General features: G+C 74.0%; 15 protein-coding genes. 10 read left to right on the forward strand and 5 right to left on the reverse strand.

Annotated elements, in window-relative coordinates; genetic code table 11:
* The first annotated feature begins 6 nt into the window (after positions 1-6).
* From BM093_RS01000 to BM093_RS01025, 7 genes are all read left to right on the forward strand, one after another.
* Entirely contained in the window at positions 7-432 is a 426-nt protein-coding gene (locus BM093_RS01000) for a plasmid replication, integration and excision activator (RefSeq protein WP_093335733.1), read from the forward strand.
* 121 nt (positions 433-553) lie between these two features.
* Positions 554-997: a hypothetical protein gene (locus tag BM093_RS36910; protein ID WP_245773214.1), complete on the forward strand. Its 444-nt coding sequence runs from the start codon at positions 554-556 to the stop codon at positions 995-997.
* Positions 994-1,323, forward strand: a complete 330-nt coding sequence (locus tag BM093_RS01005) for a WhiB family transcriptional regulator (protein ID WP_245773215.1) — start codon at positions 994-996, stop codon at positions 1,321-1,323. The genes BM093_RS36910 and BM093_RS01005 overlap by 4 nt, the downstream gene beginning before the upstream one ends.
* A 157-nt stretch (positions 1,324-1,480) precedes the next feature.
* Positions 1,481-3,070: an FtsK/SpoIIIE domain-containing protein gene (locus tag BM093_RS01010; protein ID WP_093335739.1), complete on the forward strand. Its 1,590-nt coding sequence runs from the start codon at positions 1,481-1,483 to the stop codon at positions 3,068-3,070.
* Complete coding sequence (locus BM093_RS01015) at positions 3,067-4,731, forward strand: replication initiator (protein ID WP_093335742.1); 1,665 nt, start codon at positions 3,067-3,069, stop codon at positions 4,729-4,731. The genes BM093_RS01010 and BM093_RS01015 overlap by 4 nt, the downstream gene beginning before the upstream one ends.
* Positions 4,728-4,937 carry a helix-turn-helix transcriptional regulator gene (locus BM093_RS01020; RefSeq protein ID WP_093335744.1) on the forward strand — a complete coding sequence of 70 codons (210 nt, stop codon included), beginning with the start codon at positions 4,728-4,730 and terminating at the stop codon, positions 4,935-4,937. The genes BM093_RS01015 and BM093_RS01020 overlap by 4 nt, the downstream gene beginning before the upstream one ends.
* On the forward strand, positions 4,934-6,319 hold the full coding sequence (locus BM093_RS01025; protein WP_093335747.1) for a tyrosine-type recombinase/integrase: 1,386 nt from the start codon (positions 4,934-4,936) through the stop codon (positions 6,317-6,319). The genes BM093_RS01020 and BM093_RS01025 overlap by 4 nt, the downstream gene beginning before the upstream one ends.
* 163 nt (positions 6,320-6,482) lie before the next feature.
* Here the strand turns inward: BM093_RS01025 and BM093_RS01030 are convergent, their stop codons facing one another.
* From BM093_RS01030 to BM093_RS01050, 5 genes are all read right to left on the reverse strand, one after another.
* Complete coding sequence (locus tag BM093_RS01030) at positions 6,483-8,054, reverse strand: AMP-binding protein (protein WP_218162613.1); 1,572 nt, start codon at positions 8,052-8,054, stop codon at positions 6,483-6,485.
* Positions 8,055-8,185: 131 nt separating this feature from the next.
* Positions 8,186-8,686, reverse strand: coding sequence for a type III secretion system chaperone family protein (locus BM093_RS01035; protein WP_093335753.1), 501 nt, complete (start codon positions 8,684-8,686; stop codon positions 8,186-8,188).
* Between the two features lie 4 nt (positions 8,687-8,690).
* Positions 8,691-9,971, reverse strand: a complete 1,281-nt coding sequence (mshA, locus tag BM093_RS01040; protein ID WP_093335755.1) for a D-inositol-3-phosphate glycosyltransferase — start codon at positions 9,969-9,971, stop codon at positions 8,691-8,693.
* On the reverse strand, positions 9,968-12,733 hold the full coding sequence (locus BM093_RS01045; protein ID WP_093335758.1) for a sacsin N-terminal ATP-binding-like domain-containing protein: 2,766 nt from the start codon (positions 12,731-12,733) through the stop codon (positions 9,968-9,970). The genes mshA and BM093_RS01045 overlap by 4 nt, the downstream gene beginning before the upstream one ends.
* 41 nt (positions 12,734-12,774) lie before the next feature.
* Positions 12,775-13,593 carry a DUF3027 domain-containing protein gene (locus tag BM093_RS01050; protein WP_245773216.1) on the reverse strand — a complete coding sequence of 273 codons (819 nt, stop codon included), beginning with the start codon at positions 13,591-13,593 and terminating at the stop codon, positions 12,775-12,777.
* 39 nt (positions 13,594-13,632) lie between these two features.
* Between BM093_RS01050 and BM093_RS01055 the strand changes: the two genes are divergently transcribed.
* From BM093_RS01055 to BM093_RS01065, 3 genes are all read left to right on the forward strand, one after another.
* Positions 13,633-14,445, forward strand: coding sequence for a glutaminyl-peptide cyclotransferase (locus BM093_RS01055; protein WP_093335764.1), 813 nt, complete (start codon positions 13,633-13,635; stop codon positions 14,443-14,445).
* Positions 14,446-14,845: 400 nt separating this feature from the next.
* Positions 14,846-16,183: an MFS transporter gene (locus tag BM093_RS01060; protein WP_245773217.1), complete on the forward strand. Its 1,338-nt coding sequence runs from the start codon at positions 14,846-14,848 to the stop codon at positions 16,181-16,183.
* A 30-nt stretch (positions 16,184-16,213) separates the two neighbouring features.
* On the forward strand, positions 16,214-16,717 hold the full coding sequence (locus BM093_RS01065; protein WP_093335770.1) for a DUF2771 family protein: 504 nt from the start codon (positions 16,214-16,216) through the stop codon (positions 16,715-16,717).

Genomic DNA, 16,717 nt, shown 5'->3' on the forward strand with positions numbered 1-16,717 from the left:
AGCAACATGGCGATCAAGAACAAGTTCCCCGTCGCGATGGGCGATGTGTTCCCGCACGGCGCGTTCGTCGTGTCGGAGGTCGAGCCGGTGCGGGACTTCGATAAGTCCACTCCGGGGCGGCCGGTGCAGCAGAACGACAAGGAGTCCGGTTTGCCGGTGTGGTCGGTGTCGGTGCTCGATGCCGATCCGGAGGCGCGGCGGGCGGATAAGACGGTGACGGTGAAGATCGCCGCCACTCATCAGCCGGTGCCGCCGGAGGCTGCGGCCGGGGTGCCGTTTCGCCCGGTGGAGTTCGACGGGCTGACCGTCACGCCGTATGTGCAGGAGAACGGGAGCCGGCCGCGTGTGGCCTTCAGCTTCCGTGCGGCCGGGATGCGCGCTCCGGCCCACCAGCGGCCGGCGTCGAGCCAGAAGAGCCAGGAGGCGGCCTGACCAGCATTTTTCCGGCCACTGCTCGTAGGTGGAGGGAAGCCCGCGGCAACGGGCTTCCCTCCGGATCTCCCTCACCCCTCGCCGTAGCCAGGCACAGAGTTCGGAAGGACACCGACCCTAGATGAACACGCCCTCTGCACCACCCGCCCCCGGTAGCGCCGGGATGGTGGTCCCGGTCAGTCGCCTGGTCAAGGCCGGCCTGCGCCGGGTCACCGATGCGATCGCCGACACCGCCCCGGCCCCGGTGGAGGACCTGCACGCCCATGCCGCGCGGTCCCGTCGGCTCTCGAAGCTGTACGCCCGCCGGGCCCGCTGGTTCGCCGTCCTCGAACGCGACACCGTCCGCCAACACCACATCCCGCTGGTCTACGTCCAGGCCGTGGTCGAGGCCGGATGCTCGGCCGACCGGGAGGCCCGGTTCTGGACCGACACAGCCGACGACTGGCAGGCACTGATCGAGGCACGGCCCACCTCGGACGTGGCCGGGGCCATGTCGAACTGGCACGAGCTGGGCCTGCCCGACGAGCCTCCAGCGCCCAGCTCCCCCGCTGGGAGTATCCGGTGAGCCCGCGGGCGGCCCGGCTGCCGCTGCTGCACCTCGTCCCCACCACTACGGCCGCCGGTCACCGGTGGCGTGACAACGCCGCGTGCCTCGGGCTCGACGCCGAGCTGTTCTTCCCGGTCGACAACCGCCCCACCTCGGTCGAGACCCCGCGTCGAGTGTGCCGGGGCTGCCCGGTCCGGGCCGAGTGTCTGGCCGACGCCCTCGCCACCGAAGAGCCTGCCCACCGCTTCGGTGTCGTCGGCGGCACCACCCCCGGCGAGCGCCGGGTCCTGCACCGCGCCGGCCTGACCATCACCGCCCCGCTGGTCGGGGGCGACGTCGCATGACTGCTAAGCCCGACCGTCCGGCCCGCTGCGAGGTCTGCCGGACCCCGCTGCACGACCGCCCGGACCCACGACGTCGCCGCTGCGGCGATCACCTCGACCAGCTCGCCCTGGTCCCACTCACCACCGTCCGCACCCCGCGCCGGAAGGGAGGCCGTCGATGACCACCACCGGAACCCTCGTCCTCCTCGGCGGCGGCACCGCCGTCGGGCTCTACCTGCTGCACCAGGTTGGGCACTACCTCGCCCGCGTCCTGGAGGCTCTCGCCACGGTCGCGGTCGTGTTCGTCGCGGCCTGGTTCCTGATCAAAGGCGCCTACATCGCCGCCGGCTGGATGCTCCGCCACTGGCGCACCACCCTCACCACCACCGGAGCCGCGGCCTGGTGCTGGTGGTGGGGCTGGCCCTCGCTGCTCCTGACGGCCGCGGTCGTGGCCGTGGTGCTCGGGGTGTGGCGGCTGGTGTCGCTGCCCTCGTTCGACACTCGCGCCGGGAGACACCTGCGCTCCTGGTGGCAACGCTGGACCGTCTACGCGCTCCGGATGCCACGCTGGCTGCGATCCTGCGACCTGACAGTCCCCGACCGAGCCGGGGCCACGGTCATCCAGGTCAACCCGCTGCGCCGCACCGCCACCGCACCCCGGGCCCGCACCCGCCGCGACCAGATCCCGCGCATCCTTGGCGTCCGCTCGGGCCCGTCTTGGGACGCAGTCAAGGTCCGGCTCGTGCCCGGGCAGACCCCGGAGGATTTCGACGCCGCCGCCCGCACCCTGGCGGTGGCCCGCGGGGTCAACCGCTGCCAGGTCCGCGAACTGGCACCCAACGAAGTGTCCATCGACTTCCAACGCCGCAACCTACTCTCCGGTGTGGTTGCTGCTCCCGACCTCGCTGCGATGACCGGCCTCACCGGCGACGCCGTGGATCTGGACCGGGTCGTGTCCGGGGCCACCGAGTACGGCACCGAGTGGCGCCAGTCCCTGCGCGGCAGCCACACCCTCGTCGGCGGCGCCACCGGCGCCGGGAAGGGCTCACTGATGTGGGCACCGCTCATGGCGATCGCACCCGCGATCCGCGACCGCCTGGTGCGCGTGAACGGGATCGACCCAAAGGGCATGGAGCTGGCCTACGGGCGCCGCCTGTTCCACCGCTACGCCGTCACCTCCAAAGACGCCCTCGAACTGCTCGACGAGCTCATCGACGGCATGGAGGCCCGCAAACGCGAACACGCCGGCAGCGTGCGCCTGGTCCCGATCACGAAGGACACACCGCTGGAGCTGGTGGAGTTCGACGAGATCGGCGCCCTGATCCGCTACGTCGGCGACCGCAAAACCCGCGAAGCCATCACCGAACGCATCGCCCTGCTCACCACCCAAGGCCGCGCACTCGGGTACGCGGTCCGCGGCTACGTCCAGGAACCCACAAAGGAGACCGTCCCCGTCCGGGAACTGTTCCCCCGCCGCATCTGCCTACGCGTGGCCAGCAAGAGCCACGTCGGCATGGTCCTGGGCGACCAGGCCTACGACAGGGGTGCCTGGGCGAACCGCATCGGCGAGTCCGAGCCCGGCGTCGGCTACCTGTTCGGCGAAGGCATCCGCGAACCCCTCCGCATCCGCGCCGCCTGGGTCCCCGACAACGCCATCAAAGCCCTGGAGCAGTTCGTCACCACCACCCCCGACCCGGCCCGACCGTCGGCGCCGGTGCTGCCCTTCCGACCCGACACCGACCAGCACGCCGCCGGAGGTGCCGCATGATCAACCCGGAGACCACAGCCGAGCCGATCGACCAGGACCAGCTCACCCGCGCCCAGAAAGCCATGCTCGCGCTGTCCAACGACGTCGCCACCCAGCTCGCCGAAGATCACGGCGTCTGTGTCCGGCCGCTGGCGATGCGCCGGATCGACCAGAGCAGCGGCCGCGTCGACGTCGTCCCCGTGCCGTGCGGCTCGACGCGGGATGACCAGTGCCGCCCGTGTGCGGACAAGGCCCGTCGGCTGCGGATGGTGCAGTGCCGGGAGGGCTGGCACCTCGAGGACGAACCGATCAGCAAGCCCGCGGACCCGACCGGCGCCCAGAACGACCTCATGGCCACCCGGGCCGACCTGCACGCTGCCTACACCGACGCCCGCACCACCGGCGACGAGGAAGCCTGCGACGAGATCCGCGAGACCGTCATCGAGATCGACCAGGAGTTACGCGCTCTCGGTGTCCGGGGGCGGCTCGCCCCGCTCGATCCCGGGCCGCAGACCGTGCGCCGCTCGACCCGGCGTCGGCAGGACGCGCCGAACCTGCCCCGCCGGCCGGTGGAGGACCGCACCGTGGGGCGCGTGTTCGGCGGGAAGTACCGGCCCTCGACCTTCCTCACGCTCACCCTCGACACCTACGGGCGAGTGGACAAGCACGGCGCCGCGATCGATCCGGACTCGTACGACTACCGGCGCGCGGCCCGGGACGCGATCCACTTCCCGAAGCTGCTGGACCGGTTCTGGCAGAACGCCCGCCGCTGTGTCGGCTGGGACGTGCAGTACTTTGGCACCGTCGAACCGCAGAAGCGCGGGGCGCCGCACTTCCACGCCGCCATCCGCGGCACGATCCCCCGCTCGGAGCTGCGGGCGATCACGGCGGCGACGTATCACCAGGTGTGGTGGCCGCCCCACGACGAGATCGTCTACAGCGGCGATGTGCTGCCGCGGTGGGACAACCGCCACAAGGCGTTCGTCGACCCGGAGACTCGCGCGCCGCTGCTGACGTGGGACGAGGCCACCGACCCCGACACCCTGACCACGCCCGCGCACACGGTGGTGTTCGGGCCACAGGTCCACGTCAAGGGCATCCTCGGCGGCACCGAAGAAGCCGGACGACATATCGGCTACCTGACCAAATACCTCACCAAGTCCGTCGGACAGGCCGCCGGCCTCAACGACACCGCCACCACCCGCCAACGCGAGCACGCCCGCCGCCTGGCCGCCGAACTGGCCGTCACGCCGTGCTCGCCCCGGTGCCCGATCTGGCTGCTCTACGGGATCGAACCCAAGGGCGTCCGACCCGGCACGGTGCCCGGGCATTGCAAGGGCAAAGCACACAAGCCCGAACACCTCGGCATCGCCGGCCGCCGCGTCCTGGTCTCCCGCAAGTGGTCCAACAAGTCCCTGAGCGACCACCGGGCCGAGCGGACAGCGTTCGTTCGGCAACTCCTCGGCCGGGCCGGGGTCAAGCCTGCCTACGCCGTCGACGACGGCCCGTTCACCTGGGAAACCACCGCACCCGGGGACACCGACGTGCCGCCCCGCACGGTGTTGCTGCTGCACGCGATCAACCAACGCTCCCGATGGCGCGCCGACTACGACGCCGCCGTCCTTGCCACCAGCGACGCGCCACCCGACGACCGTTCGGCAACCGAGGGAGCAGCGGCATGATGCAGAAGATCGACCGCGACGAACTGCTCAGCGTTCGCCAGGTTCTCGAACTGCTCGGTGGAGTCTCGCGGGACACGTTCTACGAGTGGCGGGAGAAGAAGGCCGCGCCGCCCTGTTTCCGGCTCCCGAACGGCCACCTCCGAGTTCGGAGGGGTGATCTGCTCGACTGGTTGGAGGGTCTGCGTGAGCATGGGCGGGCCGCATGACGGCTACCTACCGGGTCAACATCTGGGCTGTCGTCAGGCATGCAGGTCGACGTCGCTACGGGGTCCGGTGGAAGACCGACAATCGTGAACACTCGGAGTGGTACGCCACCAAGCGTCTCGCCGAGTCGTTCCGCTCGGACCTCCTGCGGGCTCAGCGGGCCGGAGAGGCGTTCGAGATCGCCAGTGGTCTCCCGGTGTCGCTGGCCCGGCAGCGCAACTCCCGCACTCTGCTGGAGGTCGCGACGGCATACGTGGACTGGCTGTGGACGAGCGACGCCCCGCCCAACACCCGTAAGGGCGCCGTCACGAATCTCGCCGCCGCCGTCCCGCTGTTCGTTCGGCAACTCGACCACGTCCCGGATCGTGAAGTTGCGCAACGTCTGTTGTCGACCCGGCTGCTCCCCGTCCCGCAACGACGGATCGAGCTATCCCCTGCGGATCGGGCCGTTGCGACCTGGCTTGCCCGAGCGTCCCGACCGATCAACGAACTGGCTGACGAGATCGCCGCATCGGAGCTGTTGCTCGGGCTCGGAAAATCGGTCACCGGCCGCTCCGTGACCACGGCGACGTGGGACAAGCGCCGGGCCGTCCTGCACCGGGCCGTGGAGTTCGCCCGCGCCTCAGGCTGGACCGACACGAACCCGCTCACCGGCCGTCGACACCTCGCCCGACACACCGGCCCGCAGGTCGTGGACCCGCGCGTCGTGGTCAACCCGGCCCAGGCCCGGCAGCTCCTCGCGGCCGTCACCTACGTGCAGGGCCGACGCCGGCGCGATCGGAACCGTGGCGCCCGCCTGCACGCGTTCTTCGCCTGCCTCTACTACGGCGGCCTGCGCCCCGGCGAGGCACAGAACCTCCGGACGACCGACCTCGACCTCCCGCCCGACGGCTGGGGTCGGCTCTTGCTCGTCGGATCGCGCACCGAGGTCAGTGCCTCCTACTACGCCCCGCCCGGTGCCCGGCACCAGGACCGCCCGCTGAAACGCCGAAGCGCCGAGGAGGTCCGCCCGGTCCCGATCCCGCCGGACCTTGTGACGATCCTCCGTGACCACATCGCGGAGTTCCCACCGGCGCCGGACGGCCGCCTGTTCGTGGCCACCGAGAGCGGCGGGAGCATCCCGTGGTCGGTGTACTCCCGGATCTGGGCCGACGCCCGGGCCATCGGTCTGAGCCCCGTGCAGGAGGCGTCCCCGCTCGCACGCCGCCCCTACGACCTGCGACACGCCGCGCTGTCCAGCTGGCTCGCCGCCGGGGTCCCGCCCACCGAGGTCGCCGCCCGGGCGGGCAACTCGGTCAAGGTGCTGCTCACGGTCTACGCCAAGTGTCTCGCCGATCAGCAGGACACCTACAACGACCGGATCTCGGGGCTGCTCGACTCATGATCTCCCAGCATCCACAGTGGAGGCGAGCGCCCGTGATCGTTCCGTACATGTCCCGTGGACACTGCCGCACGACCCCGTACCGCCCCGCACCCCCACAGACGACAAGACGGCGCCGTCCCCGCGTTTCAGCAGTTCACGACGCCGTCCCGGCCGGTCGTGTGGGTCAGGCCGTGGCGTTCTCCTGGGCCCGCAGGTCCTTGCGCAGGATCTTGCCCGAGGCCGACTTCGGGATCTGCTCGATGAACTCGACCACGCGCACCTTCTTGTGCGGTGCGACCCGCTCGGTCACGAAGGCCATGACCTCGTCCTCGGTCAGGTCCTGGCCCGCGGCCTGCTTGACCACGAACGCCTTCGGGACCTCCTCGCCGTCGGCGTCGCGCACCCCGATCACCGCGACGTCGGCGACCTTGTCGTGGGTGAGCAGCAGCGCCTCCAGCTCGGCCGGCGGCACCTGGTAGCCCTTGTACTTGATCAGTTCCTTGACCCGGTCGACGATCGAGTAGACGCCCTCGTCGTCGACGACGGCGATGTCCCCGGTGTGCAGGTAGCCCTCGGCGTCCTTGGTGGCGTCGGTGGCGTCGGAGTTGTTCAGGTACCCGACCATGATGTTCGGGCCCCTCATCCACAGCTCGCCGCGCTCACCGACGCCGACCTCCCGGCCGGTCTCCGGGTCGACCAGCTTGCACTCGATGTTGGGCAGCGCGAAGCCGGACGAGTTGAGGTCGAGGTCGCCGCGGTCGTCGGGCATGCAGTGGCTGACCGGGGACGACTCGGTCATCCCGTAGCCCTGCAGCACGGTGCAGTTCAGCCGCTTCGCCACGGCCCGGCCGAGCTCGCCGTCCAGCGGGGCGGCACCGGAGAAGATGACGTCGATGCAGGACAGGTCGTACTGGTCGACGATCGGGTGCTTGGCCAGCGCCACCGCGACCGGCGGGGCGATGTAGAGCCGGTCGACCCGCAGGTCCTGGGTGATCGTCAGGAACTGCTCGAGGTCGAACTTCGGCATCGTGACGACGGTGGCGCGCTGGTGCAGGCCCTGGTTCATCATCACGGTCATGCCGTAGATGTGGAAGAACGGCAGGAACGCCATGATCTTCGTCTCGGACGTCACGTCGCCCATCGGCGCGATCTGGCAGAGGTTCGCGACGAGGTTGCGGTGGGTGAGGACCACACCCTTGGCCAGGCCGGTGGTCCCCGACGAGTAGGGCAGCACCGCGGTGTCGGTCGCCGTCGTCGTGCGCTCGGGGGCGGGCGCACCGGAGGCGACGAGGTCGGCGAGCGAGTCGTGGCCCTCGGTCCGGTCGATGGTCAGCACCACGTCCTCGGACAGCCCCGCCTCCTTCGCGCCGGGCACGGCACGGTCCAGGAACGGCGAGACGGTGATGAGCATCTTCGCGCCGGAGTCGGTGAGCTGGTGGGCCAGCTCGCCCGCCGTGTACATCGAGTTCGCGCTGGTCACGATGCCGTTGGCGCGCAGGATGCCGTGGAACAGCGCCGCCCACTGCGGCAGGTTCGGTGCGAACAGGGCGACGACGTCACCCTTGCCGATCCCGCGTGCGGCCAGCCCACCGGCGATCTTCTCGATCAGGCCGTGGAGTTCGGCGTAGGTCAGCTGGTCACCGGTCGTCCCGTCCACGAGCGCGGGCGCGTCCGCGCGGTCGCCGAACCCGTCGGCGAACAGGAACTCGGTCAGCGAGACGTCGGGGATGTCGACGTCGGGGTACGGGCTGCGCATCGACAAGGCGTCGCTCCTTCGCGAGGGGCCATCGGGGGGCGGGGCGGCGGGGACCACCCGCGGTGTCGCCGTCATGCTATGCCCACCCCGACGGGCGGCGCCCGCCCACGGGGGGAGAAGTTACTCGCGGGTCACGAGAAGAGGTGCTCGAACGCCTGCAGGTTCGCCGTGGACTCGCCGTGCGAGGTCCGCCAGGCGTGCTCGCGGCGGATCGAGGAGGCGAACCCGAGCTCGAGGAAGGTGTTGAAGTCGCCGTCGGCGGCCTGGAGCACCTGCCCGAGCAGCCGGTCGATCTCGTCGGCGGTGATCGCGTGCAGCGGCACCCGCCCGACCAGGTGGATGTCGCCGACGCGGTCCAGGCAGTAGTGCACGCCGTAGAGCTTGGCGTTGCGCAGCAGCATGAACCGGTAGACGCCCTCGAGGTTCTCGTCGGGCTTGCGGCAGACGAAGGCCTGCACGCCCATCGTCTGCTCGCGCACGAGCAGCCAGGTCTGGGTCTGCAGCCGGGCCTCCCCCGGCAGCGTCACCAGCCACTGGCCCGGCCCGCGGTGCACGTGCTCGACCCCGGCGTCACGGAGCGCGCCGCCGACGACGGTGTCCAGGCTCTCCGGATCAGTGCCGTGCTCGCTCATGTCCTCACCCCTGCACCCGGGCGCGGAACTCGGCCCGGGCCTCGTCGTAGGCGCCCAGCAGGGCGTCGGTGCTGCGGTCCCAGGAGAAGTGGTGGGCGTGCGTCGCGGCGACCGCGGCCATCCGCTCGCGGCGGTCCGGGTCCAGCGCCAGCTCCCCGAGCGCGTCGGCCCAGTCGGAGATGTCGTGCCCGGTCACCAGCAGCCCGGACCGGCCCTCCGCGACCGCGACCGGCAGCCCACCCACCCGGGTCGCGACGACCGGCGTCCCGCAGGCCTGCGCCTCCAGCGCGACCAGGCCGAACGACTCGTTGTGGCTGGGGACTGCGACGACGTCGGCCGCCCGGTAGACCGTCACCAGCTCGTCGCCGCCGCGCGGCGGCAGGAACCGGACGACGTCGGTGATCCCGAGCTCGGCGGCCAGCTCCTGCAGCGACGTCGGTTCGGCCAGCCCGGACCCGGACGGGCCACCCGCGACCAGCACCACCAGCCGGTCACGCAGCGACGGTGCCCGGGTGAGCAGCTCGGCGGCGGCGCGCAGCAGCACGTCCGGGGCCTTGAGCCGCTGGATCCGCCCGACGAACGCCAGCACGACCGAGTCGGGCCGCAGGCCCAGCGTGGCGCGTGCGGCCGCCCGGTCGCCCGGCCGGAACCGGTCGGTGTCGACCCCGGGCGGGATCGTGACGGTGCGGCGCGGGTCCGCGTCGTAGAGGTCGATCAGCTGCTTCGACTCGATCTCGGTGTTCGCGACGAGCCGGTCCGCCTCGGCGACGACCTGGTCCTCGCCGATCACCCGTACCCGCGGTTCCGGGGTGTCCCCTGCAGCGAGCGCGGCGTTCTTGACCCGGGCCAGGGTGTGCGCGGTGTGCACCAGCGGCACCCCCCAGCGGTCCCGGGCCAGCCACCCGACCTGGCCGGAGAGCCAGTAGTGCGAGTGGACGACGTCGTACCAGCCGGGGTCGTGCCGGGCCTCCGCCCGCAGGACACCGGCGGTGAACGCGCACAGCTGGCTGGGCAGGTCGTGCTTGCCGAGGCCCTCGAACGGGCCGGCCGCCACGAACCGCACGGTCGCCCCCGGTGCGAGCTCCACCGAGGGGGGCTGGTCCGACGACGTGGCGCGGGTGAAGATCTCGACCTCGACGCCGCGGCGGGCCATCCTGATCGCGGTCTGGGCGACGTAGACGTTCATGCCGCCGGCGTCGCCGGTGCCGGGCTGCTCGGTGGGGGACGTGTGCACGGAGAGCACTGCGACCCGGCGCGGCAGCCCGATCGAGCCGTCGGATGTCACGGGATCATCCTGGCACGCCGCTCGGCGGCCAGTGCGGCCACCAGCGCCCGCAGCGGGTCCGCCGCGTGCCAGGCACCGTCGGTGCCCGGCCAGGCCGCGACGGTGACGGACCCGCCGCCGTCGAGGTCGACGACCAGCTCGTCGTGCACCTGCAGCGCGCCCTGCGGGGGTGCGGCACCGACCGCACGGCAGGCCAGCACCACCTCCGGAAGTGTGGTCCACATCACGGTCCGGCCGCCGCCGCGGACCGTTCCGGTGACCCGGTCGGACGCGAGCGGGAGGTCGAGGAGCTCGGCGACGGTGTCCGGGTCGTCCCCGCCCGGGACGGCGGGGGTGTCGCCGAGCGCGGGCAGCACCCACGGCGCGTCGAGGACGACGGCGTGGTCGGCCGGCGCGACCGCACCGGTCAGCACCCGGACGTGCCCGGGCGGGTCCAGGTCGTCGAGGCTCAGCACCCCGCCGGTGCAGGCGGCGGCGAGCGCGGTGTGCGCGGCTCCGGCGACGTCCCCGGTCACCGGGCGGTCCGGGTCGGCGAGCCGGTCGAGCAGTTCCACGGCCTCGTCCGGCCCGCTCAGCTCGATCCCCGCGCGCACCCCGATCGCGGCGAGCACGGTCTCGTCGACACCGGCCAGGTCCGGGACCGGGTCGTACAGCCCGGCCAGCGACGACGCCGACCGCAGCCGCCAGGTCGACGGCAGCCGGCCGCCGATGCGCACATTCCGCCCGAGCCACCACGCGGTGTAGCCGGTGAGCATCGCGGCCCGGGTCTCCCGGTCCGCCGCCAGCAGGGCCAGCGCCTCCGGCCACCGGTCGTCGTCGACGAGGTCGAGGTCGCGGACGGCCGGGCTCTCGTCGAGCGTGTCGAGACCGCTCTCGTAGACGTCACCGTCGTGCAGCACCCGGGGGTCGAACGCCACGACGGTGAACCGGTCCAGCACCCCGGCCGCGACCAGGGCGTCGGTCCCGGCATCGCGCCACTCGGCACCCAGGACCCCGACCGGCGCGTCCGGGTCGAGGAGCCCGCGCACGGCCGCGGTGGGCAGGACGAGCTCGTCGGCCCGGGCCGGCCTGCCCTCCTCGTCGGTGAGGGCGAGTGCCCCGAAGCGGTTGTCCGGTGCCGCCGAGGGGGCGTCGAGCAGCGCCAGCACGGCGCGGGCCAGCGGGACGGTGTCCAGCCCGGCCTCGGCGTCGTCGACGGACCGGGCGACGGCCTCGTGCAGCGCGGGCTCGGCGAGCAGCGTCCCGGCGTCGGCCTCGGCGGCACCGAGCCGGCGCAGCAGCGGGTGCACCGCGTCCGGGTGCGCGAAGCGCAGCTCCGGGACCAGCGGGGCGTCCTCGCCGGCGACGAGCACCGACGCCGGCCCCGGGACCAGGCGCCCGTCGGCGAGCGGGACGGGCAGCGCACCGAGCTCGGCGGCCAGCCCCGGGACGGTGTCGACGGCCGGGGCCAGCGCGGCGTAGACCTGCCGCCACCAGGACGGGTCGGCGTCGACGCCGGTGAGCCGCTCGGCGAGGTCGGCCGGGCCGACCCGGCCGACGTCCAGCCCGGGCGGTGGGACGACCCCGGACGCGACGAGCCGCTCGAAGGCCGGGTCGGCCGCGGCGAGCAGCCCGGGGAGCCCGGCCGTGCCGTCGGGGCCGTGGGTGTCACCGGCCGCGCCGCCGAGGTCGAGCCACTCGGCGCGGTCCGGGGCGAGGTCCGCACCGCCGGTGCCCGCGGGCAGCCAGGCGGTGCGGGCGAGCTCGGCGCCGATCGCCTCGCGCAGCCACCCGTCCAGCGGGGACCGCGGGAACGCCGGCTCCGGGACCAGCGCCGTGCGGTGCTCCGGCGCGACCGCCCGGACCAGCTCGGCGTAGGCCCGGGCGGCCGCGGTGACCAGCTCGGCGGTGGCCGGGTCGTCGGGCCGGATCCGCCGCCGGTCGGGGTCGAGCGGGAACGGCGCGATCAGCCGGGCCGGCAGCGACAGCTGCTCGGCGCTCGGGGTCGGGGCGTGCAGCACCTCCCCGGCGTCGGCGGCGAACGGGGCCGGACGGTCGTTCTCGTGAGGGAGCGCCCAGCGGACCCCCGCGCCGCCCGCCACGAGCCACGCGGTGTCGTCGATCCGGACCCGGCCGCCGCCGAGGTCGGTGCGGGTGATCACGTCCGCCCCGGCGGTGACCCGTTCCAGCCCGGGCAGGGCGAGCAGCAGGTCGCCACAGCTGCGCGCGAGCTCGTCGAGCAGGGCGTGCGGGTCGGCGGAGTCCGGGCGCAGCCGCACCTCGGTCGCGTATCCGGCGGGCGGTGGTTCCTCCTCGACCGGCCAGACCAGCCGCAGCACCGGTACCCGCGGGTCCCGGGCCAGCTCCTCGGCCGCCGCGCCGCCCAGCGCGGCCACCTCGGCGGCCGTCCGGGACGCGGAGAACGCGACCGCACCCGCGGCCGTCACCAGGCGGGGTTCGGAGCTGACGGCCGGCACGGCCGCGAAGCCGACGCCGAACCGCCCCGTCGCACCGGCGGCGTCCCGCTTCGCCGAGGCCCGCAGCGCGGCCAGGGCGGCGACCCCGGCGGCGTCCAGCGGCGCCCCGGTGTTCGCGATCCGCAGCTCGCCGTCGTGCACGCGGGCGTGCACCCGGCCGGGCACCCCTGCGGCGACGGCGGCGTCGGCCGCGTTCTGCAGCAGCTCGACGACCCAGGTGCCGGCGTAGCCGCCGCCGCGCAGGTCGTCCTCGGTGTTGACGTCCTCCCGGAACCGGGTCGGCGACGACGACCACGCCGCGAGCACGCCCTCGCGCAGCGCCGCGGTGCCGAAGGGGTCGGGGGTGCTCAGGACCCCGCGCCGACCGGCTCGAGGTCCACGCCGTCGTCGTAGACCAGGGCGGAGACGTACACCGGGGATCCGGACGGCTCGCCCACCGACGAGTGCGCGCCGCAGCCGAACCCGACCGCGACGACCTGGCCGTCCGCCGGGGCCGAGCCGTTGGCACACACCCCGAACGCACCGCGCAGCGCGCCGGCCAGCGGCACCAGGAACCCGCAGGTCCCGCAGGACGCCGGCGCGGAGCGGGCGAGGTCGGCGGCGGGCCCGCGCTCGCCGTGCTGCCAGCGCTCGGCGGCGGCGCGACGACCCTCGGCGGAGAGCACGCGCTCGCGGCCCAGCCCGGCCTCGCGGGCGAGCTCGTCGACCGCCGGGTCGCCGGAGTCGAGGTAGCCGGGGACCAGGCGCGGGTCGTCGGCCGGGGTCGGCAGCAGGTCGCCCGGCTTGAAGTCGTCGGGCCGGACCCGCTGGTCCCACGGCACCCAGTCGGGCGCGACGAGCGCGGTCGCCCCGGGCAGCAGCACCGACTCCGAGACGGTGACCGGCGCGTCCTCGCCCGCGCTGGCCACCGTGATCGCCCAGCGCCAGCCGCGGTAGCCGGCCAGCTCGGCGGCGAACGAATGGGTGACCGAGCCGTCGTCCTCGGCGGTGGCGCCCAGGTACTCGCCCACGGCGGCGACGGCGGCGGACCCGCCCAGCTCGTCGGCGGCCTCGTCGGCCGCGGCCGAGCGTGCGGTCTCCACCGCGTCGAACAGCTGGGACGGTGCCGGGCGCGGCTCGGGCGCAGCGGGCCCCTCGGTGGAGGCCGTCTCCTCACCAGCAGTCACCTCACCAGTGTGCCACCCGGCCCCGGGCATCCTGGGCCGGTGCCCACCCGCGCCCGAGGCCGTCCCGTCGCACTGCTGCTCCTGCTCCCCGTCGTGCTGGCCGCCTGTGGCACCGCCGCACCGGCGTCCGGGACCGGTGACGTCCCCGTGGTCCGGCCGGAGGTGCTCGCCGAGCTGCCGCACGACCCGGCCGCGTTCAGCCAGGGCCTCGAGCTGCACGACGGCACCCTCTACGAGGGCACCGGCCGGGTCGGCGAGTCCGAGATCCGCGCCCTGGACCCGGTGACCGGGGCCGTCCGGGCGGCGACCCCGCTGCCGCCGTCGTACTTCGGGGAGGGGATCACGGTCCTCGACGACCGGATCTGGCAGCTGACGTGGAAGGACGGGGTGGCGATCGAGTGGGACCGGGCGACCCTGCGGCCGCGCCGCGAGGTCCCGGTCGACGGCGAGGGCTGGGGGCTCTGCCACACCGGCTCCGGGGACGGGAGCGCGCCGGGCCGGGTCGTGCGGTCCGACGGCACCGACCGGCTGTACTTCCACGAGCCGGCCGACCTGGCCGGGACCGGCTCGGTCGCGGTCACCCTGGACGGCGAGCCGCTGAGCGAGCTGAACGAGCTGGAGTGCGTCGGCGGCCGGGTGTGGGCGAACGTGTGGCAGACCGACCGGATCGTGCGGATCGACCCGGCGACCGGGGTGGTCGACCTCGTCGTCGACGCCGCGGGGCTGCTGGACCCGGCCCGGCGATCGGGTGCCGACGTGCTGAACGGCATCGCGCACGTCACCGGCGACGAGTACCTGCTGACCGGGAAGCTGTGGCCCGCGACCTACCGGGTACGGCTGCCCGGGGCCTGACCGGGTTCCGGCGCTGCCCGCTCCCCTCGGTTGTGTCGGTCGGCTGTGCCGGTTGCCCTCGGCCCTGCCGGTTGCCCTCGGAACTGTCGGTCCCGCTCGGCACAATGAACCCGTGGCAGGCAACCCGTTCCGGCGCCGCCGGACCCGCGCGGCCGGGCCGTCGCACCGCGGCGACCCCACCGGGCGGTCCCGGCCGACCCCTCCGGGCGCACGGACCACTCCGATCGCCTCGGACGCGACGCTGCGCCGCGAGCGGCCCGTGAGCGGGGAGGAACCCGCCCCGGACCGGGCCGGGCGGACCGGGCAGGCAGGGCAGTCGGGGCAGGCTGGGCAGTCAGGGCAGGCAGGGCACACGGAGCAGCCGGAACAGCCGGGGCCGCGGAAGCTGACCGTCACCCGGGTGGCCGTGCACCGCACCCGGGAGCTGAGCGGGCGGGCGGTCGCGCTGTTCCGGCGGGCCGCCACGGCCGACGGTGCGGACCGCTCGGGGCTCACCGCGCTCACCTACGCCACGATGCTCACCTACGCGCTCGACGCCGCGGTGGCCGTCGCCCTGGCGAACACGCTGTTCTTCGCGGCCGCGACCGCGGAGTCGACGGCCAACGTCGCGCTCTACCTGGCGATCACCGTCGCCCCGTTCGCGCTGGTCGCGCCGGTCATCGGTCCGGCGCTGGACCGGCTGCAGCGGGGCAGGCGGATCGCGATGGCGGTGTCCTGTGCCGGGCGCAGCGCCCTGGCCGTGGTCCTGGTGTTCCAGCTCGACACCTGGCTGCTGTACCCGGCGGCGCTCGGGATCATGGTGCTGAGCAAGTCGTTCCTGGTGCTCAAGGCCGCGGTGACCCCGCGGGTGCTGCCGTCGTCGATCACCCTGGCGACCACGAACTCCCGGCTGACGACGTTCGGCATGGCCGCGGGAGGGGTCGCCGGTGCGGTGGCCGCGGGTGCCGCGTGGACCTTCGGCTCCGCCGGCGCCCTGTACTGGACGGCGGCGCTCGGCCTCGTGGGCGCGGTGCTGTGCCTGCGCATCCCGCGGTGGGTCGAGTCCACGACCGGCGAGGTCCCGGCTGCGGTACCGGCGGCGCGCCGCGGGTCGGCCCGGCCGAAGGTCCCCGCCACCCGGTCGGTGCTGGTCGCGTTGTGGGGCACCAGCGCGGTCCGCGTGCTGACCGGTTTCCTGACGCTGTTCGTCGCGTTCGTGGTGAAGTCGGGCACCGAGCACGCCCCGGACGGCGACCCGGCCCGCCAGGTGATCGTGATCGGCCTGGTCGGCGCCGCGGCCGGGGCGGGGCTGTTCCTCGGCAACGCCGTCGGCGCCCGCAGCCGGTTCGGCTCGGTCGAACCGGTGGTGCTGACGGCCGCGGGGGCCGCCCTGCTGGCCGCGGCCGGTGCGGCGCTGCTGCCCGGCGTCCCGGCCGCCGTGGTCGCGGCGCTGGTGGCGTCCACGGCGAGCGCCCTGGCGAAGGTGTGCCTGGACGCGGTGGTCCAGCGGGACCTGCCCGAGCACGCCCGGGCGTCGGCGTTCGGGCGCTCGGAGACGGTGCTGCAGCTGGCCTGGGTGCTGGGCGGCGCGATCGGCGTGCTGGCGCCGCACGACACGTTCCGCACCGGGTTCGTGATCGTCGCCGGTGTGGTCGCGGTGTTCGGTGCGCAGGCGGGGGCGATCCGGCGGGGCGCGACGCTGGTCCCGGGCCTCGGGCCCCGCGCCGCACCGCCCGCGCCGGCGCCCACGGCGCGCTGACCCGGCCGGCGGGGTCCGTAGGCTGGCGGTGTGATCACCTGCCGCCGACGGTCCGCCCGGGCGCTCGCCGGGTTGCTCGCCGTGGCCGCCGTCCTGCTCACTGGGTGCTCGAGCGCCCCACCGACGGTCACCTTCGAGATCGCCGGGAACGCGCTGACCGCTGCCCCGACGCAGTTCTGCGACAACGCGATGGAGGACTGCACCGACGACCCGAACGCGCGGGTCACGGCCGCGGTCGCGCCGGGCACCCCGATCCGGATCGCGGTGCCCGAGGAGGTGTCGTCCGGCCCCTGGCAGGTGGCCTACGCGTTCACCCGCGGCGACGACCCGGAACCGGTCCAGCAGCGCAGCGAGATCGCCACGGCGGACTCGCGCACCGAGTTCACGCTGAACCTGCCCGAGCCGACGGATCAGCTGGTCACCGCCCAGGTGCAGCTCTTCGGCCCGGCCCCGGCGATCGACCCGCAGACCCAGCAGCTGCAGTTCCCGGTCCGCGCGACCTGGGTGCTGGTCGGCGAGCAGCCGCAACCCTGA

Origin of the sequence: Pseudonocardia ammonioxydans (genome assembly GCF_900115005.1) — a bacterium.
Taxonomy (GTDB): Bacteria; Actinomycetota; Actinomycetes; order Mycobacteriales; family Pseudonocardiaceae; genus Pseudonocardia; species Pseudonocardia ammonioxydans.